Origin of the sequence: Virgibacillus alimentarius, assembly GCF_000709085.1 — a bacterium.
GTDB lineage: Bacteria > Bacillota > Bacilli > Bacillales > Amphibacillaceae > Virgibacillus_B > Virgibacillus_B alimentarius.
In genome coordinates this window covers 1-24149 of the sequence record NZ_JFBD01000064.1, presented here as the reverse complement: position 1 = coordinate 24149, position 24149 = coordinate 1, and the positions used below count along the sequence as shown (strand labels likewise).

Genomic DNA, 24149 nt, shown 5'->3' with positions numbered 1-24149 from the left:
CAAAAATAATCATACAAAGAAGGGGATGTTTTCTATGAGAAGAACCGTTATTGTATCAGGTGCCAGAACACCGTTTGGAAAATTCGGAGGAAGCCTAAAATCATTTACAGCATCCAAATTGGGCGGAAAGGCAATACATGCAGCACTAGATCGTGCAGAACTGGAAAACACTGAAATTGATGAAGTGATTATGGGAACTGTTTTGCAAGGAGGCCAAGGCCAAATCCCGTCAAGGCAGGCTGCAAGGGAGGCCGGAATCCCTTGGAATGTAAAAACAGAAACGATCAATAAGGTATGTGCGTCTGGACTTCGCAGTGTCACATTGGCAGATCAGCTCATCCGTCTTGGTGATGAGGAAGTAATTGTAGCAGGTGGCATGGAAAGCATGAGCAATGCTCCTTATTTTTTACCCGATGCACGCTGGGGAAATCGTATGGGAGATAAGGCTGTGAAAGATATGATGATCCATGATGGATTAACCTGCTCTTTTCAAGGAGTGCATATGGGCAATTACGGAAATGATACAGCAAATGAATTTGGATTAACAAGAGACGCACAGGATGAATGGTCCTACCGAAGCCATCAACGAGCGGTAAAAGCAATCGAAGAAGGGAAGTTTGCCGGGGAAATTGTAGCCCTTGAAGTCCCCCGTCGTAAAGGTGATCCAATGATTGTTGATACAGATGAAGCACCACGAAAAGATACTAGTATCGAAAAATTGGCGAAATTGCCTTCTGCTTTTGGATCTGATGGAACGATTACAGCGGGGAACGCACCAGGGGTGAATGATGGTGCATGTGCCTTTGTGTTAATGTCTGATGAAAAGGCAGAAAAGTTAGGAAAAAGTCCATTGGCATTTGTTTTAGGGCATGCGGAGGTAGCGATAGAGGCGGAAAAATTCCCGCAAACACCAGGCCTGGTCATCAATAAGCTTTTGGAGAAAACCGGTAAAAAGAAAGAGGATATTGATTTATTTGAAATTAACGAAGCATTTGCAGCAGTTTCCTTAGCTAGCGGTGAAATCGCAGGTATTGATTCAGAAAAAGTGAATGTGAACGGAGGGGCCGTTGCCTTAGGGCATCCGATTGGTGCGAGTGGTGCGCGGATTATTTTAACATTGATTCATGAATTAAAACGCCGAGGCGGAGGTCTTGGAATTGCAGCAATTTGTAGTGGTGGCGGTCAGGGTGACGCCGTGCTGATTGAAGTACCGAAATCTTAACTGGAGAAAGCACTCAGGAGGAGGAATATGTTCATGACAGTAAAGAATGTAATGGTCATTGGCGCAGGGCAGATGGGGGCCGGGATAGCGCAGGTTTGCATGCAAGCAGGCTATGAGGTGCTGTTAAATGATGTAAATCAAGATGCACTTCAAAATGGGGTAAATAAAATAGAAAAGTTACTGCAACGTGCAGTGGATAAAGAACGAATTACAGAAGCGGATAAATCGAAGACATTAGGAAGACTGAAGACTTCCACTCAAATAAAAGATGGCGGTCATTGTGATCTTGTGATTGAAGCGATTGTGGAAAACATGGATGTGAAAACAAAAGTGTTCCGTCAGCTTGATGAAATAATGCCAGAACAAACCATTTTAGCATCCAATACATCATCACTTCCGATAACGGAAATTGCTGCGGCAACAAACCGACCAGAGAAAGTGATCGGGATGCATTTTATGAATCCTGTACCAGTGATGAAGCTTGTTGAAGTCATCCGTGGTCTGCAAACAAGCGACGAAACATATGAAACGATAGAAACGATGACAAAAGAATTACAGAAAGCACCCGTCGAGGTGGCGGATTTTCCGGGATTCGCAGCGAACCGTGTGCTAATGCCAATGATAAACGAAGCAATTTTCGCTGTCTATGAAGGCGTTGCCACGCCGGAAGATATTGATACGGTCATGAAGCTTGGGATGAATCATCCAATGGGACCATTAACATTGGCCGATTTCATCGGTCTGGATACTTGCCTCTATATTATGGAAGTGCTATATGAAGGGTTTAGTGACAGCAAATATCGCCCATGTCCATTGCTGAGAAAATACGTGAAAGCAGGATGGTTAGGTAAGAAAACAGGCAGAGGTTTTTATCAGTATCATTAAAAGAGGAAACACCTTGAAGGGAGAGGGCCAGCATGAATACCCGCTTTACCGAAGAGCAAGTGATGATGCGGAAAATGGTTCGAGATTTTGCTCACGCCGAAATAGCTCCAAACATAGAAAGTATGGAAAGCGACGGTCGATTTCCAGAGGGAATTATCCAGAAAATGGGCGAATTAGGGTTGATGGGAATACCTATTCCAGAAAAATATGGTGGAAGCGGGATGGACTTTATTTCATACATTATAGCAATCCATGAAATATCCAAGGTAAGTGCCGCTTTAGGTGTTATTTTATCTGTCCACACCTCCGTTGGAACTAATCCGATCGTTGATTTTGGTAGTGAAGAACAAAAACAGCGTTATGTCCCGAAACTTGCTAGCGGAGAGTACCTAGGCGCATTTGCTTTGACCGAACCTGGATCCGGATCAGACGCTGCCAATTTAAAAACGAAAGCAATAGACGTAGGAGATCATTATATTTTAAACGGTTCAAAAGTATTTATTACGAATGGAGCGGAAGCTGATACATTTATTACGTTTGCACGTACAGGTAATGAAAAAGGATCAAAGGGAATTAGTGCATTTATTGTCGAAAAAAACAGCCCGGGTCTTGAGATAGGGAAAAACGAGAAGAAAATGGGGCTGCGCGGCTCAAGTACAGTGCAGTTAAATTTTGATCAGTGTATCGTCCCGAAAACACAGCTTCTTGGTATAGAAGGAGAAGGTTTTAAAATTGCCATGTCCAATTTAAATGTTGGACGTATCGGAATAGCTGCCCAGGCACTGGGAATTAGCGAAGGTGCGCTTGAGCAGGCGGTCGCTTATGCAAAAGAACGGGAGCAGTTTGGCAAAGCAATTGCGCATCATCAAGGTGTTTCTTTTAAGCTGGCTGATATGGCTACTGCAGTGGAAGCTGTAAAACAATTAACCTATCATGCTGCATCGCTGATGGAAAACGGGAAACATTGCGTGAAGGAAGTTTCCATGGCGAAACTGTATGCTGCAAAAACAGCGACCAAAACAGCAGTTGAAGCTGTTCAAGTGCATGGAGGTTACGGATATACGGAGGATTACCCTGTTGAACGGTTTTTCCGTGATGCAAAGGTGACTGAAATTTATGAAGGAACAAATGAAATACAACATATGGTGATTGCAAAACAAATTTTAAAAGATTAATGATGGATGCGATCAGGATGGGGAGGAAAAACAATGGATTTTCAATTAACGGAAGAACAAGAAATGCTACGAAAAATGGTGCGTGATTTCGCAGAAAATGAGGTTGGACCTACAGCTGCTGAACGCGATGAGGAAGAGCGCTTTGATCGAGTGATTTTTGAAAAAATGGCAGAACTTGGGTTAACGGGTATTCCTTGGCCAGAAGAATATGGCGGGATTAATGCAGATTATGTCAGCTATTGTATCGCAGTTGAAGAGCTATCACGTGTCTGTGCTTCTACGGGTGTAACCTTATCTGCACATCTATCGCTTGCTAGCTGGCCGATTTATACTTACGGGAACGAAGAACAGAAAAAGAACTTTTTATACCGTCTTGCGTCAGGAGAAGCATTAGGAGCTTATGCCTTATCTGAGCCTGGTGCGGGCAGTGATGTCGTTTCTATGAAAACAATAGCCCGCAAAGATAATGATGATTACATATTAAATGGGAATAAAGTTTGGATTACGAATGGTGGCGTTGCTGATATTTATATTGTTTTTGCAAAAACAGATACAAATGCAAACCATAAAGGAATTACAGCATTTATTGTCGAAAAAGGGACAGAAGGATTTACATTTGGTAAAAAAGAAAAGAAACTTGGGATTCGTTCCTCCCCAACAACGGAACTGATTTTCGAAAACTGTCGTATTCCAAAGGAGAATCGTTTAGGTGAAGAGGGCGAGGGCTTTAAAATTGCTATGACCACGCTCGACGGCGGTCGAAACGGTATTGCTGCTCAAGCTTTAGGGATTGCTCAAGGTGCCCTTGATGCTGCGGTAGATTATGCCAAAGAACGTGAACAATTCGGAAAACCGATCGCACACAATCAAGGTATATCTTTTAAACTGGCTGATATGGCAACAGAAGTTGAAGCTTCACGTCTATTAACCTATCAAGCTGCCTATTTGGAGTCGGAGGGCCTTCCATATTCAAAAGCATCGGCGATGTCAAAATTGTATGCTGGTGATACAGCGATGCGTGTGACCGTAGAAGCGGTCCAAGTATTTGGCGGATATGGATATACAAAAGACTATCCTGTGGAGCGGTTCATGCGGGATGCTAAAATTACACAAATTTATGAAGGAACAAATGAAGTACAGCGGCTCGTAATCGGAAGGCTGCTAACGAAAGAATAATATGGATAGAGTTGCGGGAATGTGAACAATGTAAGAGAAGGGGGTTTCTATAAAAATGACAGAAGATCAAATCCTTTCTTCGGTCAAAGACAAGGAATTAATTGAAAAAAGACGGAATCAGATGATTGAGGGAGCGATAACCCTTTTTAAGGAAAAGGGATTTCATAAAACAACAACAAGAGAAATTGCTAAGGAAGCAGGTTTTAGTATTGGTACACTTTACGAGTACATTCGGACCAAGGAAGATGTTCTATTTCTTGTTTGCGATGCAATTTATGATCAAGTACATGCTTGTTTAGAGGAAAGCATTGATCATGAATCCCCTTCTTTAAAAAATTTGATAAATGTTACGAAGTCTTATTTTCGGCTTATCGATGAGATGCAAGAAGGCGTCATCATCATGTATCAGGAAGTGAAATCCCTAGAGGGGGAAAAGAAGGAATATGTATTAAAAAAAGAAAGAGAAATGGTTGATATGCTAGAGCATCTGATCATAACCAGTTTGCCACATAAAATGGAGCAGGCGGATGCAGAAATACTTGCAAATAATATCTTTGTCCAAGGACAAATGTGGGGATTTAGAAGATGGATGCTGCAGAAACAATTCTCATTAGAAGAATATATTGACAGACAAATCCATTTCCTGCTGCAAGCGATTGATATTAAAAGGGAAGACTAGCTAATGGCCATTGCCTGTAGCAAAGTGAAAAATCAAAAGGCCCATGTAATGTATTCAGACGAAAAATAAGATCTCACTAGACAAAGCAAATCAGACTTGTTATGATATTAAAAATTAAGGGGTCAAACCCCTTTTTAACTACTGAAAAGGGAGTGCGCTACTGTGGGTTTACAAAACTATGGCCATGAAGAGCTACAAAACATGTCAATGATTGAACTTGGAAGATTAATCTTAATAGATGAACAGAAGGCAATGGACTTTAAAGAAGTTTTTAATAAGATTGCGGAGATAAAAGAATTTACGGAGAGTCAAACAGATGAAAAAATCGTTACCTTTTATACCGATTTAAATTTAGACGGTCGCTTCCTCACGCTAGGTTCAGGAATGTGGGGACTGAAGCGTTGGTACCCAGTAGAAAAAATTGATGAGACATTAACAGCAACTCCAAAGAAGAAGAAGAAAAAGACGGCGAAAAAGAAGAAAAATGAAAAAGCGGAGAAAAAAGTAACATTTGAAGATGAAAAATTAGATATTGAAGAAGACTTCGGTGACTTTGATGAAGAATCTAATGATGAACAGTATGAAAAGGGTTTGGATGAAAATCTTGATGAGGAATTTGGCGATGAAGATTTCGATGATGATGAGGAAGAAAAATAGCGTGTAAAGCTATCTTGACTTTTTTAATCCTTAAGCGTACAATTTCTATTGGGCTCTTGAAATCATATAAAAATATCAAAGCGTTTCCCCTATTTGCTGGGGAAGCGTTTATTTTTTTTATAAGTGGGCACCTGCAAATTTTGTGATTATTTTTACGTATAATAGGTGCACAATATAGTATGCAGGTATGAATTACATACTAGTGATAAAGTGAAACCTAACAACTATATAAGGAAGAGGGATAAAGAGTGACCAAGTATATTTTTGTAACCGGTGGCGTTGTTTCATCACTAGGAAAAGGAATAACAGCTGCTTCACTAGGGCGTTTATTAAAAAACAGAGGTTTAAAGGTAACAATTCAAAAATTTGATCCTTATATTAACGTTGATCCTGGCACGATGAGCCCATATCAGCATGGAGAAGTTTTTGTAACAGAAGATGGTGCGGAAACCGATTTAGATTTAGGACATTATGAACGATTTATCGATATTAATTTAAATAAATATAGCAACATTACAACAGGAAAAGTTTACTCCAGTGTCATCAAAAAAGAACGTCGAGGAGATTATTTAGGAGGAACCGTCCAAGTTATTCCGCATATTACCAATGAAATTAAAGATCAAGTATTCCGAGCTGGGGAAGCGACGAATGCAGATGTAGTGATCACGGAAATTGGCGGTACGGTTGGGGATATTGAATCCCTGCCATTTTTGGAAGCAATACGACAAATTAAAAGTGATATTGGTAGAGAGCATGTCATGTACATCCACTGTACACTCGTACCTTTCATTAAGGCAGCCGGTGAAATAAAAACAAAGCCGACGCAACATAGTGTTAAAGAATTGCGGTCCCTTGGCATCCAGCCAGATGCGATTATTTTGCGTACGGAAATGACGATTAGTAAAAGCCTGAAGGAAAAAATATCACTATTCTGTGATATAAATGAAAAAGCAGTAATTGAGATGCATGATGCAGACACACTTTATCAAGTGCCCCTTTCCTTGCAAAAGCAAAAACTGGATCAGCTAGCATGTGATCATTTTGGCATCGATTGCGAACCTGCAAATATGGATGAATGGAAGAAATTGGTTGACCGCGTACGAGGACTTTCCAAGGCGATTGATATTGGTGTCGTTGGAAAATATGTAGAACTTCCAGATGCGTATCTTTCCGTCGTGGAATCCCTGAAGCATGCAGGCTACTCCTATGATGCTGACATTCGCATTCACTGGATTAACTCCGAAAAATTAGAAGCAGAATCTATTCAAAAAGAATTGTCACATGTGGATGGCATCATTGTTCCTGGCGGGTTTGGTGATCGGGGTATTGAAGGGAAAATTGAAGCGATCCGCTATGCTAGAGAAAAGGAAATTCCTTTTTTCGGAATCTGCTTAGGTATGCAGCTTGCGTCTGTTGAATTTGCACGAAATGTATTAGGACTTGAGCATGCACACTCTCAAGAAATCAACCCGGATACCGAGCATCCGATTATTGGCCTCTTGCCGGATCAAGAGAATGTTGCGGATATGGGTGGAACGTTGAGGCTTGGCGTCTATCCATGTGCATTAAAAGACGGAAGTAAAACGAAGCATGTATATAATAACGAGGACGTCATTCATGAACGCCATCGCCACCGTTATGAATTTAATAATGCATATCGCAAGCAATTTGAAGAAAATGGTATGACTTTCTCTGGTATGAGCCCAGATGGAAAACTCGTTGAAATTATCGAATTAAACGATCATCCATGGTTTGTTGCTTGTCAGTTTCATCCGGAATTTAAATCACGCCCGATAAAACCGCATGCATTATTTGATGGGTTTATTAATGCAGTAGTTCAACGTAAAGGTGAATAATTCGCTAGATGTCAAGATGTTTCTTTCTTATTGATATTTTGCATTTATAACTGTCAAAAAAGAAGAACCGGCTGGAAAAGCTTATATAGCTCCCAAGCCGGTTCTTTTTTATAAAATTTATTTTCGTAACGTTGGCAGGATTTGTGAGGGTCTTTATCGAATGGATTTGAATAGTAAAGAAAGAAAAAGAAAAGAGGCGTCATGATATGCAGAGAGAGATATTAATTGTAGATGATCAGCCTGGTATCCGATTATTATTAACAGATGTTTTTGAAAACGAGGGTTATAAGGTTCATACTGCGGAGACAGGAAAGGAAACGCTGGATACATTAGCAAAAAAACACTTTGATTTAGTGATTTTGGATTACAGATTGCCCATTATTAATGGTATTGAGGTTTTGAATCGAATGGAACAAGATAACATGCAGGTTCCAGTTATGTTAATGAGTGGTTTAGTAGAAGAAATGGATAGAGAAACAGATAAGTACCATTTATTAAAAGGGGTTTTGGCCAAACCGTTTGATATTAAAGCAGTAGTTGAAAAAGTGAAATCAATATTTACCTGACTAAGGTGAAATCTTCCAATTAAAAAAGACACACTATTGTTGCGCCTTAGCACAGTTGTTGGTATTCTTATTATGTAGTTGATTTAGATCCAAGATTTCGTGCATGCGTTTCATAGCTTATGCAGTGCTAACGTTTATGTAAATATAGACAGTGATTGGCAATAGGTGTTGAATTTGGTTCTTCAGAAAAAGCATAAAAGGCCTATTTGAATCCTGGATCACGAGCCTTAAAGGATAATAAAAACTTCATTTTACGTTTCAAATATGGAAAAATCCAATTACCATATAAAAGGAGAGGATGGAAAGGTATGAAATTTTTTGTAGATACAGCGAATATTGATGATATTCGAGCAGCACAGGAGCTGGGTGTGCTTTCAGGTGTAACGACAAATCCAAGTTTAGTGGCTAAAGAAGGTATATCATTCCATGACCGTCTGAGAGAAATTACGGATGTAGTCTCAGGTTCGGTAAGCGCAGAGGTTATTGCAGAAGATGCAGAAGGAATGATTCAAGAAGGAAAAGAATTAGCAGCTATTGCTCCTAATATTACGGTGAAAGTGCCAATGACCCTAGAAGGCCTAAAAGCGGTAAAGGCATTTAGTGACCTTAATATTAAAACAAATGTAACGCTCATCTTTAATGCAACGCAAGCATTGTTAGCTGCTCGCGCCGGAGCGACATATGTATCTCCATTTTTAGGTCGCTTAGATGATATTGGTCATGACGGGATGCAATTAATTGCAACCATTTCAGAAATATTTAACCGGCATCAAATCCACACAGAAATTATTGCTGCATCAATCAGACACCCGCTACATATTGTTGATGCTGCAGTAAATGGCGCCCACATTGCTACAGTTCCATATAAACTATTTGGTCAAATCGTAAAACATCCATTAACAGATCAAGGAATTGAAAAGTTTCTTGCAGACTGGAATAAGCAAAATTAATTGCATAATAATGGAAAAGCTGCACAAGCTAACATTAGAAAGACTTTGCTGCTTTTCCTGATAGCTGCAAAAAACAAGAACATGCATCAGCGTTAGCGATACATGTTCTGTGCTTTCATGATGAAAAAGTGAGTTCTACAACAATGTGCCAGCTTCTCAAAGACAGGGTAAGTCCCTGGTGAGACGGCTTCAAAAGTGGGGTTTTTAAATGAAGAAAATATTAGTTGAAGGTGGTCACCTGCTAAATGGCAAGGTTAGGGTCAGCGGAGCGAAAAATAGCGCTGTTGCCTTGCTGCCTGCAGCTATATTGGCTGATTCTGACGTATCTATCGAAGGTCTTCCGGAAATTTCGGATGTTTATACACTTGGAGACTTACTAGAAGAAATAGGCGGTCATGTATCTTGGGATGGACAAACCGTACACATCGACCCGGCAGAAATGATTGACATGCCATTGCCTAACGGGAAAGTAAAACAGCTTCGTGCTTCTTATTATTTTATGGGAGCCATGCTTGGCAAATTTAAAAAAGCTGTTATTGGGCTTCCTGGTGGCTGCTATTTAGGGCCTCGTCCAATTGACCAACATATTAAAGGATTTGAAGCACTTGGCGCTGAGGTAACGAATGAACAAGGAGCTATTTATCTTCGTGCTAAAGAGCTTACTGGAGCAAGAATTTATTTGGACGTTGTCAGTGTGGGAGCTACCATCAATATTATGCTCGCTGCAGTGAGAGCGAAAGGAAAAACAGTGATTGAAAACGCGGCTAAAGAGCCGGAAATTATTGATGTTGCTACATTGCTGACGAATATGGGAGCAAAAATAAAAGGGGTAGGAACGGACGTTATTCGAATAGAAGGTGTTTCTTCTCTAAACGGCTGCAAGCATACGATTATTCCGGACCGAATAGAGGCAGGAACCTATGCGATCGCAGCTGCTGCCCAAGGAACTGATGTAACGATTGATAACGTTATTCCGCAACACATAGAGTCTTTACTGGCGAAGTTACGTGAGATGGATGTATCCATCGAAGAAAAAGATGAGCAGCTTCGCATCATGCCTCAGAAGCCACTGAAAAGTGTGGATGTTAAAACGTTGGTTTATCCAGGATTTCCAACAGATCTTCAGCAGCCTTTCACGTCATTATTAACCAAGGCAGTCAATACAGGGGTAATTACAGATACGATTTATTCTGCACGACTGAAGCATATTGATGAGTTAAGACGAATGAATGCATCAATAAAAGTAGAAGGTGGGTCTGTGATCGTATCAGGACCAGTGCAATTAGAAGGAGCCAGGGTGAAAGCTTCTGATCTGCGAGCTGGTGCAGCCCTCATTATAGCGGGGTTAATGGCAAATGGGATTACGGAAATTACTGGCATTGAGCATATTGAGCGAGGTTATGAAAAAATAACTGAGAAATTGAACAACCTCGGTGCAAACATATGGCGTGAAGATATGACAGAACAAGAAGTGAAGCAATTTCAAAATTTATAATGCAGTAAAATCTAGTGGTGAAGGTATGTTTAAGCAATCTTCGCTCAGCTTAAGCGTCCTTCCTTTGCTACTTTTAGTGTAATCATCTTATGTTTTACATACAGGATAAAAAGGAGAGGGAATCGATGGAAAGAAGTTTAACAATGGAAATCGTCCGTGTTACAGAGGCAGCTGCTTTATCGTCCGCACGCTGGATGGGAAGAGGTAAAAAGGAAGAAGCAGATGATGCAGCAACGTCTGCAATGCGGGATGTGTTTGATACGATTCCAATGCAAGGTACGGTTGTCATTGGTGAAGGAGAAATGGACGAAGCGCCAATGCTTTATATCGGAGAAAAACTAGGGACTGGAAGTGGCCCTTTGGTGGATGTCGCTGTTGATCCATTAGAGGGAACATCGATTGTAGCACAAGGTACCTGGAATGCCCTAGCCGTTATTGCTATTGCGGACGGAGGCAACCTTTTGCATGCACCAGATATGTATATGAAAAAAATAGCAGTTGGACCAGAAGCTGTAGGGGCAGTAGATATTAATGCTTCCACAAAAGAAAATTTAGCCGCAGTGGCAAAAGCAAAAAATAAACAAATAGAAGATGTTGTTGCCGTTGTTCTGGATCGCCCGCGTCACAAAGAATTAATTGAAGAAATCCGTGAAGCAGGTGCAAGAATTAAACTAATTCCGGATGGGGATGTAGCAGGAGCCATGAATACTGCATTTGATGAAACAGGTGTCGATGTGTTATTTGGAGTTGGAGGAGCGCCTGAAGGTGTTTTAGCTGCTGTCGCATTAAAGTGTTTAGGTGGAGAAATCCAAGGAAAACTTGTCCCATCGAATGATGAAGAGAGAGAGCGCTGTAAAGCGATGGGGATCACGGATATCAACAAAGTATTTTATATGGATGATTTATGCAGTGGCGACGATGCCATTTTTGCTGCTTCAGGAGTTACAGATGGTGAACTGTTAAAAGGGGTTCAATTTAAAGGACAAAAAGCAACCACGCAAACAGTTGTCATGCGCGCAAAAAGTGGTACGGTTCGTTTTATTGACGGTAAACACAGCTTAAATAAAAAGCCAAACTTAGTTATGGAGTCATAACTTTTTAAATGGGAATGATCATAGAAAGCAGAGAAGCCACATCTTGGCTTCTCTATCTATTAAATCTATGCTTGAAAAAAATAGAGTTGAATTTTTGCCGACAAACCAGTATGATAAAAGATGTTTAATAATTGTATCGTTTGGTTAACATATAAAGGAATGTTCGTATGACGATTTGAACCGTAATGTGAACAACAACGTATGATTGCAAACTTCTATTCTAGCTTCTAAATATTCTTCAGGTATTTACAGACAACCTTCCATCTCTTAATAAACGAATTCATATCTAATATGAGGTTGTTTTATACATTCAATTGCATTTATCAAACTATTTTAGTTTTTTAATTTAATAAGAGAAATAAGTAAAATGAATAGGCATGGTGATATGATGGCAGCTTTGACAATTTCAAGCTTGGAAGCCTTAACATTAAAAGAGATTTACGCATTAGCAAGAGAATACAAAGTTTCATATTATGCAAAACTTACAAAAAAAGAATTAATATTTTCTATTTTAAAAGCACAAGCTGAAAAAGATGGTTTTTTATTTATGGATGGAATTTTAGAAATTATTCCTTCAGAAGGGTTTGGCTTTCTCCGCCCAATTAATTATTCCCCGAGTGCAGAGGATATCTATATTTCCGCTTCACAAATTCGCCGCTTTGATCTTCGTAATGGGGATAAGGTGTCCGGGAAGGTACGACCACCAAAAGAAAATGAGCGTTATTACGGACTGCTACATGTTGATGCGGTGAACGATGAAAATCCGGAAACATCAAAAGAACGTGTACATTTCCCAGCATTAACAGCACTATATCCAGAACGATTAATGCATTTGGAAAAGAGCACCAAAAACGTTTCAACGAGAATCATGGATTTAATGACCCCTGTAGGATTTGGTCAGCGCGGACTTATCGTATCTCCGCCAAAAGCAGGAAAAACAATGCTGCTGAAAGACATTGCTAACAGTATTTCTGCGAATCATCCTGAGGCGAAGTTAATTATCTTACTTGTGGACGAGCGTCCAGAAGAAGTAACAGACATTGAACGGTCGGTAAGTGGTGATGTGGATGTTGTCAGTTCCACATTTGATGAAGTGCCTGAAAGCCATATTAAAGTATCTGAACTTGTCTTAGAACGTGCAATGCGCCTCGTAGAGCACAAACGCGATGTCATCGTACTCATGGATAGTATTACCCGTTTAGCTCGTGCCTACAATTTGGTGATTCCTCCAAGCGGTCGTACGCTTTCAGGAGGAATTGATCCGGCAGCATTTCACCGTCCAAAACGATTTTTTGGTGCAGCAAGAAATATTGAAGAAGGTGGAAGTTTCACCATCTTGGCTACTGCTTTAGTCGATACAGGCTCACGTATGGATGACGTGATTTACGAGGAGTTTAAAGGGACAGGTAATATGGAATTGCATCTAGATCGCGGACTAGCGGAAAGGCGCATTTTCCCAGCTATTGATATCTTGCGTTCTGGTACAAGAAAAGAAGAATTGCTTCTAGACAAAGATCATCTTGACAAAATGTGGGCCATCCGAAAAGGAATGAAAGATTCCAGTGATTTCCTCGAGCGTTTCCTAAGACGAATCAAGTCATCTAAAAATAACGAGGAGTTTCTCCAATTAATGGATGATGAAATGAAGCGAAAAGGCATAAGCCGGTAGCTTTGTTATATAAAATAGCCACGAATAAGGATAGACTATTGCAATCAGTCAAGCAGACTGTTATAATCTTTTTATGTGAGTTTAGATAAGGTATAAAACCTATGACGGCTCTTACAATAACTCTGTTTCCATGGGGATGCAGGGCAAAAAGGAGTGGAATGAAATGAAAAAAGATATTCATCCGGAATACAGAAAAGTTGTATTTCTTGATACAAGCTCTGACTTTAAATTCTTGAGCGGATCAACAAAAAATTCAGATGAAACAATTGAGTGGGAAGACGGTAACACTTATCCGTTAATCCGTGTTGAAATTAGCTCAGATACTCACCCATTTTACACTGGGAAGCAAAAAGCAGACAAAGTCGGCGGCCGCGTAGACCGCTTTAAGAAAAAATATAATATGAAGTAAAAACTGAACGGGCTTTTGCCGGTTCACGTGAAAAACAGGCACATTGTCTACCATCTGCCTGTTTTTATTTTTGTCTAAATGATGTAAAATACTTAAAGAGAATCTGTGATGAATGTTGAAGGGAGTACCCGCTCATGCAAGTGATGAAACATAGTGGCTGGATAGAAGTGATCTGCGGCAGTATGTTTTCTGGAAAGTCAGAAGAACTCATCCGCAGGGTCCGCCGTGCGACGTTTGGAAATTTATCTGTAAAAGTATTTAAGCCACAGCTGGACGATCGATATGAACATAATGCTGTTGTCTCCCATAATGGAGCATCTACAATTGCACTTCCGGTCCAAAAGGCAGAAGAAATACTTCAATATATTGAACCAGGACTTGATATTATTGGGATTGATGAAGCCCAATTTTTTGACGATTTAATCGTGGATGTCGCAGAAGAATTGGCAAATAAAGGCATCCGTGTCATTATTGCAGGTCTCGATACCAATTTTCGCGGAGAACCATTCGGATCGATGCCACAATTAATGGCGCTCAGTGAATCTGTTTCCAAGCTAAACGCAATTTGTCCGATCTGCAGTTCGCCAGCAAGCCGCACGCAACGTTTAATAGATGGCAAACCAGCTTCATATGACGATCCGATCATCCTGGTCGGTGCATCGGAATCGTACGAGCCCCGCTGCAGACATCATCATGATGTACCAAATAAACCGAGTCACGCACTAAAAAAAGAAGTGCCAGAGGTATCGAGATAGAAAGAGCGCCTGAGGGCGTTCTTTTTTTAGTGTGCGATTGTGGGATGCACGGAATGAATAACGTTAAGCGCTGATAAAAGTGATGAACCGCTGAATCCCATCTCCATTTTGTAAAAAGAATTTTGACCTAGGCGTGTTGGTATAATATAATTAGACTGTTAATGAAAAAGAGGTGACGGTATGTTAGAACGCTTACAATCATTGGAAGATCGTTATAACAAGCTAAACGAATTGCTTAGTGACCCGGACGTTATTAGTGATGTAAATAAATTACGAGAATATTCAAAGGAACAGTCTGATCTGGAAGATGTTGTTCAGGCTTATCGTGCGTATAAAAATGTAACGAATGAATTAAAAGATGCGAAAATGATGCTTGAGGATGACTTGGATGATGAGATGACCGAAATGGTTAAAATGGAAATTTCGGACTTATCAAGCCGCAGTGAAGAGCTTGAAGAGGAAATGAAAGTGCTCTTGCTTCCAAAAGATCCAAATGATGATAAAAACGTGATCATGGAAGTCCGCGGTGCTGCAGGTGGAGATGAAGCAGCATTATTTGCTGGAGACTTATACCGGATGTACTCCCGTTATGCAGAAAACCATGGCTGGAAAATCGAGGTAATTGAGGCGCATTCAACGGGTGTTGGCGGATATAAGGAAATTATTTTTATGATTAATGGAACGGGCGCATATTCCCAGCTGAAATATGAAAATGGTGCACACCGCGTGCAGCGTGTTCCTGAAACGGAATCCGGCGGAAGAGTCCATACATCAACAGCGACAGTAGCTGTTTTGCCTGAAGCAGAAGAGGTAGAGATTGATGTAAATGAAAATGACATCCGTGTAGATACATTTGCTTCCAGTGGTCCTGGCGGGCAAAGTGTGAATACAACGATGTCTGCTGTACGTCTTACGCATGAACCAACAGGGATTATCGTTTCATGTCAAGATGAAAAATCGCAAATTAAAAATAAAGAAAAAGCGATGAAGGTACTACGTGCGCGAATTTATGATAAATTCCAGCAGGAAGCACAAGCTGAATATGATGAAACCAGGAAATCGGCAGTAGGTACTGGAGATCGCTCTGAACGAATACGTACGTATAATTTTCCACAAAACCGTGTGACGGATCACCGAATTGGTTTAACAATTCAAAAGCTGGACCAAATTTTAGAAGGTAAGCTTGAAGCGTTTATTGATGCACTGCTTGTTGAAGAACAAACAAAAAAATTAGAGCAAATTGGAGAATAACTATATGAAAGCATCTACACAATTTGAAGTCCTGAAATGGGCTTCTCTTTTTTTAAAAGAACACCATCGTGAACCGAAAATTGCTGAGCTTCTGCTGCAACACCATATGCAGGTAAGTCGATCCAATTTTTATGCAACGATGCGCGAACCGGTACCACCAGTTATTATTCAAAAATTTAAGGCAGATATTCAAAAACATGCGCGTACCGGAGTTCCGATTCAACATCTAACTGGTTATGAAAGCTTTTACGGACATCATTTCCACGTAAATGAGCATGTGCTTATTCCCCGCCCCGAAACGGAAGAAATGGTCCAGCATACAATCCATGTAGCTAAGCAGCATTTCGCTCATAACCATATAACCATCGTTGATATCGGAACTGGCAGCGGAGCGATTGCTTGCATCCTTGCTTTGGAATTACCAAGTGCTACGGTGTATGCTACGGATATATCGATTGAGGCGTTAACGGTAGCACAAACAAATGCAGAAAAACTGCAGGCAGAAGTGACTTTTTTGCACGGGGATTTTCTAGAGCCTATTTTAAGTAAGCACATTCATGCAGACATCATCGTTTCCAATCCGCCATACATTGCTAAAACAGAGGAAGTTCGTTTAACAGATACAGTAAAAAACTTTGATCCATCACTGGCTTTATTTGCAGATGAAGAAGGTTTAGCTGCTTACAGGCAAATCATAAACAACTTGCCGAAAGTAATAAAAAAAGATAGTACAGTAGTATTTGAAATTGGCTATGATCAGGGGGAAGTTGTCACATCACTTCTAAGAGCCGTCTTCCCTTATGTGCAAGCAGAAATCATCCAGGATATTAACGGGAAAGACCGCATTGTTTCAGCAAAATTGTCTGGATAACGCTTAAAAGAGAGGCCCTTCCTTTAAAATAAAATAAATTACTAGAATACTAGTTTAAAATCATGAAAACCCGACCATACTGACAAATAGATTAAGGGAAAAGGGGAATCACATGATGAAGAAACTAGTATTTTTTGTAATTATATTTATTATTCTATTTTTCTCAATGCCAATGATCGGAAAAGGGGAGGAAAATATACAGCAGGATGATTATCAGGTGATCCCTGATGAAGCAATTCGGCTTCGAATTTTGGCAAACAGCGATAGTGAAGCGGATCAAGCGTTAAAACGCGAGGTCCGAGATCGAGTCAACGAGGAAATCAGTAAATGGGTAGAGGATATTACGGATATTGATGAAGCACGTGAACGAATACAATCTAGAGTTCCTGAAATAGAAGCAATTGTAGCAGATGTTCTTGCTGATGAAAAGAAGGGTGAAAACTTTCAAGTGGAATATAGAAAAAATGTTACATTTCCCATGAAGATCTATGGTTCTTATTTATATCCAGCAGGGGAGTATGAAGCAGTATTAATCACATTAGGTAAAGGAGAAGGTGCAAATTGGTGGTGTGTTTTGTTTCCTCCATTATGCTTTTTGGATTTCTCCAGTGGAACAAGTGTAGCTGAAGCAAGTACAGACGATATAGAAGAAATAGAAGAGTTGCAAGAAACCGAAGAAGCGGATGTGGAAGTAAAATTTTTTCTATTTGAATGGTTTCGTTAGTCATAGTTTTTTTACTAGAGCATAGAATGGTAGAAATACAAGTGGAAAGCTAATTTATTATGAATGGGGATGATCACGATGAATTTAATTCGAGCAAGTCAGGCCTCCAAAAAACATGTAGAACACTTTGCAGACACGAACGATGGTATCGATAAAGAAAGTTTATATCAAGCTGGATATGTCGCTGTAGTGGATGAGAAAATTGAAGGGTGTTTTATTTTAGACCCTGTTGAGGAAGGGTTTTACTGGCTGAAGCAGCTCTATATTACGAGGGACAGAGCAAATCAATTACCCTTTTTACTGGAAGCAATTTTAACATTAGCAAAAGAACAGCAAGCAAAAGGGGTTTATGTGCACAGCCATCAACCTACTGTTGACATTATATTGGAAGCGTTGCAATTTCATCCGCAAAATGAAAACGCCCTTGTGGATAAGTATCCCGTAAATCAAGGAAACTGGTGGTCTTACCGGGTTTCTTCATAACATATGCACATTATCCACATGCGTCTGTGCATAACTTGTTAAAATCCTGTTAGTAAATAAACATATTTGGGGATATTGTGTAAAAGTGGTATTCTAAATCGTGATTATAAAAGGAAAAACATGCAAAAATCTGTGGATAACTCTACTGGTCTTTGCATGTTTTTCTTGTTATATGAGTAATTGTCGATTAAACTAGGTACAAGAAATGAGGGACCACGGATGAAGACAAACTATTGGAAGATAAATAATCATACATCAGCGAATGAACAGATATTGAAAGAGGCAGCAGCGCTTTTAAGCAAAGGCTCAATCGTTGCTTTTCCAACGGAAACAGTTTACGGGTTAGGGGCAGATGCGACAAGTGAAGAGGCTGTTTCAAAAATATTTCAGGCAAAAGGGCGGCCACAGGATAATCCTTTAATTGCTCATGTTGCAAGTCAGCAACAATTAAAGCAATTAGTGAGTGAACTTCCGCCGTTTGCTAAGCAATTAATGGACGTATTTTCCCCTGGGCCGTTAACCTATATTTTACCAAGTAATGGGACATGTGCAGCAAATGTGACAGCAGGGCTTTCTACGATTGCAGTACGGATACCGGACCATCCGGTAGCACAGCATTTATTAGGAAACTGCAATATTCCAATTGCAGCACCAAGTGCTAATTTATCTGGAAAGCCGAGCCCTACAACGGCTGACCATGTATGGGCTGATTTAAACGGAAAAATAGCCGGAATTATTGACGGAGGGCCAACTGGTGTTGGTGTTGAATCAACCGTTATTGATTGTACACAGGAGATTCCTATTATTCTCAGGCCAGGTGGGGTTACAAAGGAACAGATAAAAGATGTGGCGGGATCAGTGATGATGGATCCAGCTCTGGCTGGGGCAAAGGAGAAGGGACAACCAAAATCGCCAGGGATGAAATATAAACATTATGCTCCTGAGGTTCCGCTATGGCTGGTTGAGGGTGGCCCTGAAGCTATTCAGGCAATTGTCCGTCAAGAGCAACAGCACTCAAAGCAAATTGGTGTCCTGGCAGGTTCGCAAACAGCAAAGTTGATTACAGCAGATCAAGTGATTGCTCTTGGCGAAAATGCAGAAGAAGTTGCAATCCATTTATATGACGGCTTGCGTACCTTTAAAGATGGAGATGTTGATCTTATTTTATGTGAGGTTTTCTCTGAAGTGGGAATTGGCCAAGCGATTATGAATCGGCTAAAAAAAGCAGCTACAACCTATATAGGCAAATAATAATATACCTTTCATGGATCGCTGCCATATCATAATCCAAATCGGACAGGCATAAAATGAAATAGCATGACCGAGGAGGATGGAGATGGCAGAAGATCATGTAAGTGAAGTTGTCCCACTAGTAATTATGGCTATTGGACTTGGAATGGATGCATTTTCGGTCAGTTTAGGCATTGGAATGCAGTGGCTTCGTCTGAAACGAATCGCATGGATTGGGATTATTATTGGAATATTTCATGTAATCATGCCTTTTATAGGAATTGCTCTGGGCCAAGTGGTTTCCAATCAGATTGGTCATTATACACAATTTGTGGGTGGCCTTCTTCTGGCAGGAATTGGAGCGCAAATGTTTTTCTTTGCTTTTAACCATGAGGTGAAAAAAATTTCCCAACCGGTTGGTGCGGGTTTGATTTTTTTGGCTTTTACCGTAAGTATTGATAGCTTTTCAGTCGGTTTGAGCTTGGGTATCTCTGGCGTTAAAACAGCACTGACGTTATTTTTATTTGGCTCCATTAGCACTATCTTAACCTGGCTTGGTATGATGCTCGGAAGGAAGGTAAAAGGTGTACTAGGTGCTTATAGTGAACTTTTAGGCGGAAGTATTCTTTTTTCCTTTGGAATCTATCTTTTATTTGGTTAAATTTGAATAGATGATCAGGGAAGTTTTTTATTTTTTATAAAAAACTTCCCTTTTTTGGTTCTGACAATATACCTGTTATGTGGTATATTATGAGCAGAGGATTTAATACGGAGGGCCGAGAATGAAAATATTGTTTGTTTGTACGGGGAATACATGTCGAAGTCCGATGGCTGAGGCCTTAGTAAGGAAAAAGATGCCTGAAGCAGAGGTAAGGTCAGCCGGTATTTTTGCTGGGAACGACGGAAAGGCTAATCCGAAAGCAATAGCTTCTTTAAAGGATCATAACATTGATTTAGATCACCATTCTCATCCTGTGACACATAAGCTACTGAACTGGGCTGATCTGGTATTAACGATGACAACTGGACACAAGCAATCATTAATTCTCCAGCATCCAAATTTTCAGGATAAATATTTTACGCTAAAGGAATATGTTTCTGAAACGGATAAAAAAATATGGAATGAACTGAAACAGGCTTATGCAACCTATGAGGAAAAGCGGTCCAATTATATTCAGGAAAATCACCTTAAACTTGATAATTCCCAGCTTGATGCTAAACTTTCTGATTATTTAAAAGACGACTTGCAAAAAATTCAGCAATTAGAAGCGAATCTCATCAATTATGATGTGTCCGATCCGTTTGGGGGTAGCTTGAAAGATTATCAAGAGACGTTGGCGGAGCTTGATCGACATATCGAACGATTAATTAAAAAACTAAAATAAGTAGCCCAAGTTAAATGAGGAAGTATAGACAAACGATAGATTCCAACACAAGGAGCGATAAACATGAAAGTGATATTAACAGCGGACCATGCAGGCATGACAATTCGCAATGAAGTGAAAAAATTATTAGAGGAAAAAGGAATCGAGTATGAAGATGCAGGCTGTGACTGTGAAACATCCGTTGACTATCCCGACTATGCACTTCCAGCTGCAGAGCGTGTAGCTAAGGGAGAGTTTGACCGCGGTATATTTATTTGTGGTACAGGAATTGGAATGGCCATTACAGCAAATAAAGTACACGGGATTCGTTGTGCTTTAACACATGATGTCTATAGTGCAAAATTAACGCGGCAGCATAACGACTCCAATGTATTAGCAATGGGAGAGCGTGTCATCGGACCAGGCTTGGCACGGGAAATTGCAGAAACTTGGCTTGAGACAGAATTTGACGGTGGACGTCATGAAAGACGAATCGGAAAAATTACATCGTATGAAGGGGAATGAAATTCTGAACTTTAGTGGGGAGTGATTTCATGACAGATCTAAACCAGCAAGTAAAGGAAGATATGGATGCACTAACAGCGCAGTGGCTGCAGCATAATGATTTAAAAGCAGGAGATCTGGTTGTTGTTGGATGTTCAACAAGTGAAGTAATGGGAGAGCAAATCGGAACAGCTGGAAGTGAAGAAATTGCTGCTTCCATTTTTGAGTTTTTGCAGGATTTGAAAAAGCAAACAGGGGTACACTTCGCATTCCAATGCTGCGAACATTTGAATCGGGCGCTCGTGGTGGAAAGAGAAGCAATGAAAATAAACCAGTTAGAGGAAGTTACAGTTATTCCAGTTCCTAGTGCAGGTGGATCGATGGCATCTTATGCCTATAAAAAGATGAATAACCCGGTAGTAGTAGAGTCCGTTAAAGCAACAGCCGGCATCGACATTGGTGAAACAATGATTGGCATGCACTTAAAGCATGTAGCTGTACCATTTCGCTTCCAGCAGCGCTTTATTGGCAATGCTCGTGTCAACGGAGCAAAAACGCGGCCAAAATTAATTGGCGGAGAGCGAGCGACATATGAACGAAAAGAAGTTCATTCATAGCAAATAAACCAGCAGAGGTATCGTTTGTGCGCTAGTAGGTTTTTCTATCACAAAATGATATCCTCTAACATCCATCTTAACGTTTTATCAAAAAATTTTATATACATAATCAGGAGGTTTTACTCATGGAACACGTTAAACAAGCAGACAATGAATTATATGAAGCAATACAGGCGGAAAAAAAGCGTCAACAGGAAAAAATTGAATTGATCGCCTCTGAAAACTTTGTATCTGAAGCAGTAATGGAGGCAATGGGTTCTGTATTAACGAATAAGTATGCAGAAGGCTATCCAGGCAAAAGATATTATGGCGGGTGTGAGCATGTTGATGTGGCAGAGAATTTAGCACGTGATCGTGCCAAAGAGCTTTTTGGTGCTGATCATGTAAACGTACAGCCGCATTCCGGTGCACAAGCGAATATGGCAGTGTATATGACTGTGTTGGAGCCAGGAGATACGGTTCTTGGGATGAACCTTAACCATGGCGGCCATTTAACACATGGAAGCCCGGTCAACTTTAGTGGATCACTCTATCATTTTGTTGATTATGGAGTGGAAAAAGAAACCGAACAACTTGACTATGATGCGGTACTTGCGAAGGCAAAAGAAGCAAAGCCAAAACTTATTGTGGCAGGTGCGAGTGCATACTCTCGTGAACTTGACTTTGCTAAATTCCGTGAAATTGCAGACGCTGTTGGAGCGTATTTATTGGTAGATATGGCCCATATTGCTGGACTGGTTGCAACAGGATTGCATCAAAGCCCGGTACCATACGCTGATTTTGTAACAACAACGACACATAAAACATTGCGCGGTCCGCGTGGTGGAATGATTTTATGTAAAGAAGCATATGCGAAAAAGATTGATAAGTCTGTGTTCCCTGGCATGCAAGGGGGTCCTTTAATGCATGTGATCGCTGCAAAGGCAACATCCTTTAAAGAAGCATTATCCGATGATTTTAAAACGTATACGAAGCAAATCATTCAAAATGCGAAAGTTTTAGGTGAAAAGCTTGTTGAAGGCGGAATTCGCATTGTCTCAGGCGGTACGGATAATCACCTACTGCTTTTAGATGTGAGTGCACTTGGTTTAACAGGTAAAGTAGCTGAAAAAGTACTGGATGATATTGGCATTACCACCAATAAAAACACAATTCCTTTTGATACAGAAAGTCCATTTATTACAAGCGGCGTTCGTATCGGAACTGCTGCAGTTACTTCCCGTGGATTCGGTGAGGGTGAAATGAAGGAGATCGCTGATATTATTTCACTTACACTAAAAAATCATGAAGATGAAGCAGTCTTAAGGGAGTCTGCAGAACGTGTACGAGCATTGACAAGCAAATCACCATTGTATGCTTAATTGGAAGATCCAGCCGTTAGCAGGGGAATTAATGAGGGAAGGATCCCGTTTGGGGTGTAAATAAGAAAAAACCATGCAAGTCACATAAGATGTAGCATGAAAATGCATAAGTAAAATAGCAGGATAAATTTGTAAAAAAATTTTCCTGCTATTTTTTTGGTGTGTCTAGGCGATGCGTGTCGAATCCTGGTCGATTAGCAAGAAAAAGGTCCTTCACTTGATTATTTCAATACATAAATAGAGCTAGAATGCACCATTGAAGTGAGGGATTCTTTTTGCTTGTGAAAAAATTTTGAATCAGACAACTTTTTGACAATGTTCGCGCGAAACTTGAAAGGAACCTTTTTTTTCTGTACAATCTTAGGGATGTTATTAATCTGAAGGAGTGAGCAGCAAATGGGAAAAGTTTTCGTACTAGATCATCCATTAATTCAACATAAAATTACGTACATACGAGATAAAAACACGGGGACGAAGGAATTTCGTGAACTTGTGGACGAAGTAGCTATGTTAATGGCCTTTGAAATCACCCGGAACCTCCCGCTACAGGAAAAGACAATCGAAACTCCAGTAATGGAAGCAAAGGCACAAGTATTAGCAGGTAAGAAAATTGGCTTAATCCCAATTCTCCGTGCCGGTTTAGGGATGGTCGATGGGATGTTAAACTTACTTCCAGCTGCGCGTGTCGGACATGTTGGCTTGTACCGTGATCCTGAATCCTTGCAACCAGTAGAATATTATATTAAATTACCATCAGATATATCAGAGCGTGAATTGATTGTGTTAGATCCAATGCTGGCAACAGGTGGGTCTGCAAATGACGCGATCTATTCGTTAAAAAAACGCGGAGCAAAACATATTCGCTTAATGTGCTTGATTGCTGCTCCTGAGGGCGTAGAGCTCGTGAAAGAAAACCATCCTGATGTGGATATCTACCTAGGTGCACTAGATGAAAAGCTAGATGAAAAAGGATATATCATACCGGGTCTTGGAGATGCAGGAGATCGTTTATTCGGTACAAAATAAAAGATATAAGAAGGATTCAGCTCAAAAATGGGCTGGATCTTTTTTTGTTTGCGAAACGACGGTGTGTGGATCGTTGAAAACGAGAGATATATCGACCGGACCGGTGGAGGAATCAACCGGATAGAAGATA

Annotated in this window: 25 protein-coding genes; all 25 read left to right on the top strand. The window is 40.3% G+C overall.

What is annotated here, in order from left to right:
* Positions 1-34 precede the first annotated feature (34 nt).
* The 25 genes from GZ63_RS0110740 to upp all read left to right on the top strand — a co-directional run bounded on the left by GZ63_RS0110740 (position 35) and on the right by upp (position 24019).
* Positions 35-1222 (top strand): acetyl-CoA C-acetyltransferase, encoded by a 1188-nt coding sequence (locus GZ63_RS0110740; protein ID WP_029269423.1) that lies wholly within the window; start codon positions 35-37, stop codon positions 1220-1222.
* A 33-nt stretch (positions 1223-1255) separates the two neighbouring features.
* Positions 1256-2107: a 3-hydroxybutyryl-CoA dehydrogenase gene (locus GZ63_RS0110735; protein ID WP_029269421.1), complete on the top strand. Its 852-nt coding sequence runs from the start codon at positions 1256-1258 to the stop codon at positions 2105-2107.
* A 32-nt stretch (positions 2108-2139) separates the two neighbouring features.
* A complete protein-coding gene (locus tag GZ63_RS0110730; RefSeq protein ID WP_029269419.1) occupies positions 2140-3282 on the top strand; it encodes an acyl-CoA dehydrogenase in 1143 nt (380 codons plus the stop codon).
* A gap of 33 nt (positions 3283-3315) precedes the next feature.
* Positions 3316-4458: an acyl-CoA dehydrogenase gene (locus GZ63_RS0110725; protein WP_029269417.1), complete on the top strand. Its 1143-nt coding sequence runs from the start codon at positions 3316-3318 to the stop codon at positions 4456-4458.
* 55 nt (positions 4459-4513) lie between these two features.
* On the top strand, positions 4514-5137 hold the full coding sequence (locus GZ63_RS0110720; RefSeq protein ID WP_029269416.1) for a TetR/AcrR family transcriptional regulator: 624 nt from the start codon (positions 4514-4516) through the stop codon (positions 5135-5137).
* 162 nt (positions 5138-5299) lie between these two features.
* Positions 5300-5794 (top strand): DNA-directed RNA polymerase subunit delta, encoded by a 495-nt coding sequence (gene rpoE, locus GZ63_RS0110715; protein WP_029269415.1) that lies wholly within the window; start codon positions 5300-5302, stop codon positions 5792-5794.
* Between the two features lie 248 nt (positions 5795-6042).
* Entirely contained in the window at positions 6043-7650 is a 1608-nt protein-coding gene (locus GZ63_RS0110710; RefSeq protein ID WP_029269413.1) for a CTP synthase, read from the top strand.
* A gap of 206 nt (positions 7651-7856) precedes the next feature.
* A complete protein-coding gene (locus GZ63_RS0110705; protein ID WP_029269411.1) occupies positions 7857-8216 on the top strand; it encodes a response regulator in 360 nt (119 codons plus the stop codon).
* Positions 8217-8524: 308 nt separating this feature from the next.
* Positions 8525-9166: a fructose-6-phosphate aldolase gene (gene fsa / locus GZ63_RS0110700; protein WP_029269409.1), complete on the top strand. Its 642-nt coding sequence runs from the start codon at positions 8525-8527 to the stop codon at positions 9164-9166.
* 208 nt (positions 9167-9374) lie between these two features.
* Positions 9375-10661, top strand: coding sequence for a UDP-N-acetylglucosamine 1-carboxyvinyltransferase (locus GZ63_RS0110695; protein WP_029269407.1), 1287 nt, complete (start codon positions 9375-9377; stop codon positions 10659-10661).
* A gap of 125 nt (positions 10662-10786) precedes the next feature.
* The gene (gene glpX / locus GZ63_RS0110690) at positions 10787-11755 is read left to right on the top strand and encodes a class II fructose-bisphosphatase (RefSeq protein WP_029269405.1); all 969 of its coding nucleotides are present in this window, start codon (positions 10787-10789) and stop codon (positions 11753-11755) included.
* A gap of 388 nt (positions 11756-12143) precedes the next feature.
* Positions 12144-13424: a transcription termination factor Rho gene (rho, locus tag GZ63_RS0110685; protein WP_029269403.1), complete on the top strand. Its 1281-nt coding sequence runs from the start codon at positions 12144-12146 to the stop codon at positions 13422-13424.
* A gap of 163 nt (positions 13425-13587) precedes the next feature.
* Entirely contained in the window at positions 13588-13833 is a 246-nt protein-coding gene (locus tag GZ63_RS0110680; protein WP_029269401.1) for a type B 50S ribosomal protein L31, read from the top strand.
* Positions 13834-13967: 134 nt separating this feature from the next.
* The gene (locus GZ63_RS0110675) at positions 13968-14588 is read left to right on the top strand and encodes a thymidine kinase (RefSeq protein WP_029269399.1); all 621 of its coding nucleotides are present in this window, start codon (positions 13968-13970) and stop codon (positions 14586-14588) included.
* Between the two features lie 180 nt (positions 14589-14768).
* Positions 14769-15839 carry a peptide chain release factor 1 gene (gene prfA, locus GZ63_RS0110670; RefSeq protein WP_029269396.1) on the top strand — a complete coding sequence of 357 codons (1071 nt, stop codon included), beginning with the start codon at positions 14769-14771 and terminating at the stop codon, positions 15837-15839.
* A gap of 4 nt (positions 15840-15843) precedes the next feature.
* On the top strand, positions 15844-16710 hold the full coding sequence (gene prmC / locus GZ63_RS0110665; RefSeq protein WP_029269394.1) for a peptide chain release factor N(5)-glutamine methyltransferase: 867 nt from the start codon (positions 15844-15846) through the stop codon (positions 16708-16710).
* Positions 16711-16825: 115 nt separating this feature from the next.
* Positions 16826-17434 carry a stage II sporulation protein R gene (gene spoIIR, locus GZ63_RS0110660; protein WP_029269392.1) on the top strand — a complete coding sequence of 203 codons (609 nt, stop codon included), beginning with the start codon at positions 16826-16828 and terminating at the stop codon, positions 17432-17434.
* A gap of 78 nt (positions 17435-17512) precedes the next feature.
* The gene (locus tag GZ63_RS0110655) at positions 17513-17917 is read left to right on the top strand and encodes a GNAT family N-acetyltransferase (RefSeq protein ID WP_029269390.1); all 405 of its coding nucleotides are present in this window, start codon (positions 17513-17515) and stop codon (positions 17915-17917) included.
* 219 nt (positions 17918-18136) lie between these two features.
* A complete protein-coding gene (locus tag GZ63_RS0110650; protein WP_029269387.1) occupies positions 18137-19168 on the top strand; it encodes an L-threonylcarbamoyladenylate synthase in 1032 nt (343 codons plus the stop codon).
* An 85-nt stretch (positions 19169-19253) separates the two neighbouring features.
* Positions 19254-19808, top strand: a complete 555-nt coding sequence (locus GZ63_RS0110645) for a manganese efflux pump MntP (protein ID WP_390337264.1) — start codon at positions 19254-19256, stop codon at positions 19806-19808.
* A gap of 121 nt (positions 19809-19929) precedes the next feature.
* The gene (locus tag GZ63_RS0110640; protein WP_029269383.1) at positions 19930-20532 is read left to right on the top strand and encodes a low molecular weight protein arginine phosphatase; all 603 of its coding nucleotides are present in this window, start codon (positions 19930-19932) and stop codon (positions 20530-20532) included.
* Between the two features lie 63 nt (positions 20533-20595).
* Positions 20596-21036 (top strand): ribose 5-phosphate isomerase B, encoded by a 441-nt coding sequence (rpiB, locus tag GZ63_RS0110635; protein ID WP_029269380.1) that lies wholly within the window; start codon positions 20596-20598, stop codon positions 21034-21036.
* Positions 21037-21065: 29 nt separating this feature from the next.
* Entirely contained in the window at positions 21066-21632 is a 567-nt protein-coding gene (locus tag GZ63_RS0110630; RefSeq protein ID WP_029269378.1) for a TIGR01440 family protein, read from the top strand.
* Between the two features lie 125 nt (positions 21633-21757).
* Complete coding sequence (locus GZ63_RS0110625) at positions 21758-22993, top strand: serine hydroxymethyltransferase (protein ID WP_029269376.1); 1236 nt, start codon at positions 21758-21760, stop codon at positions 22991-22993.
* Between the two features lie 396 nt (positions 22994-23389).
* Positions 23390-24019, top strand: a complete 630-nt coding sequence (gene upp, locus GZ63_RS0110620; RefSeq protein ID WP_029269374.1) for a uracil phosphoribosyltransferase — start codon at positions 23390-23392, stop codon at positions 24017-24019.
* The last annotated feature ends 130 nt before the right edge of the window (positions 24020-24149 follow it).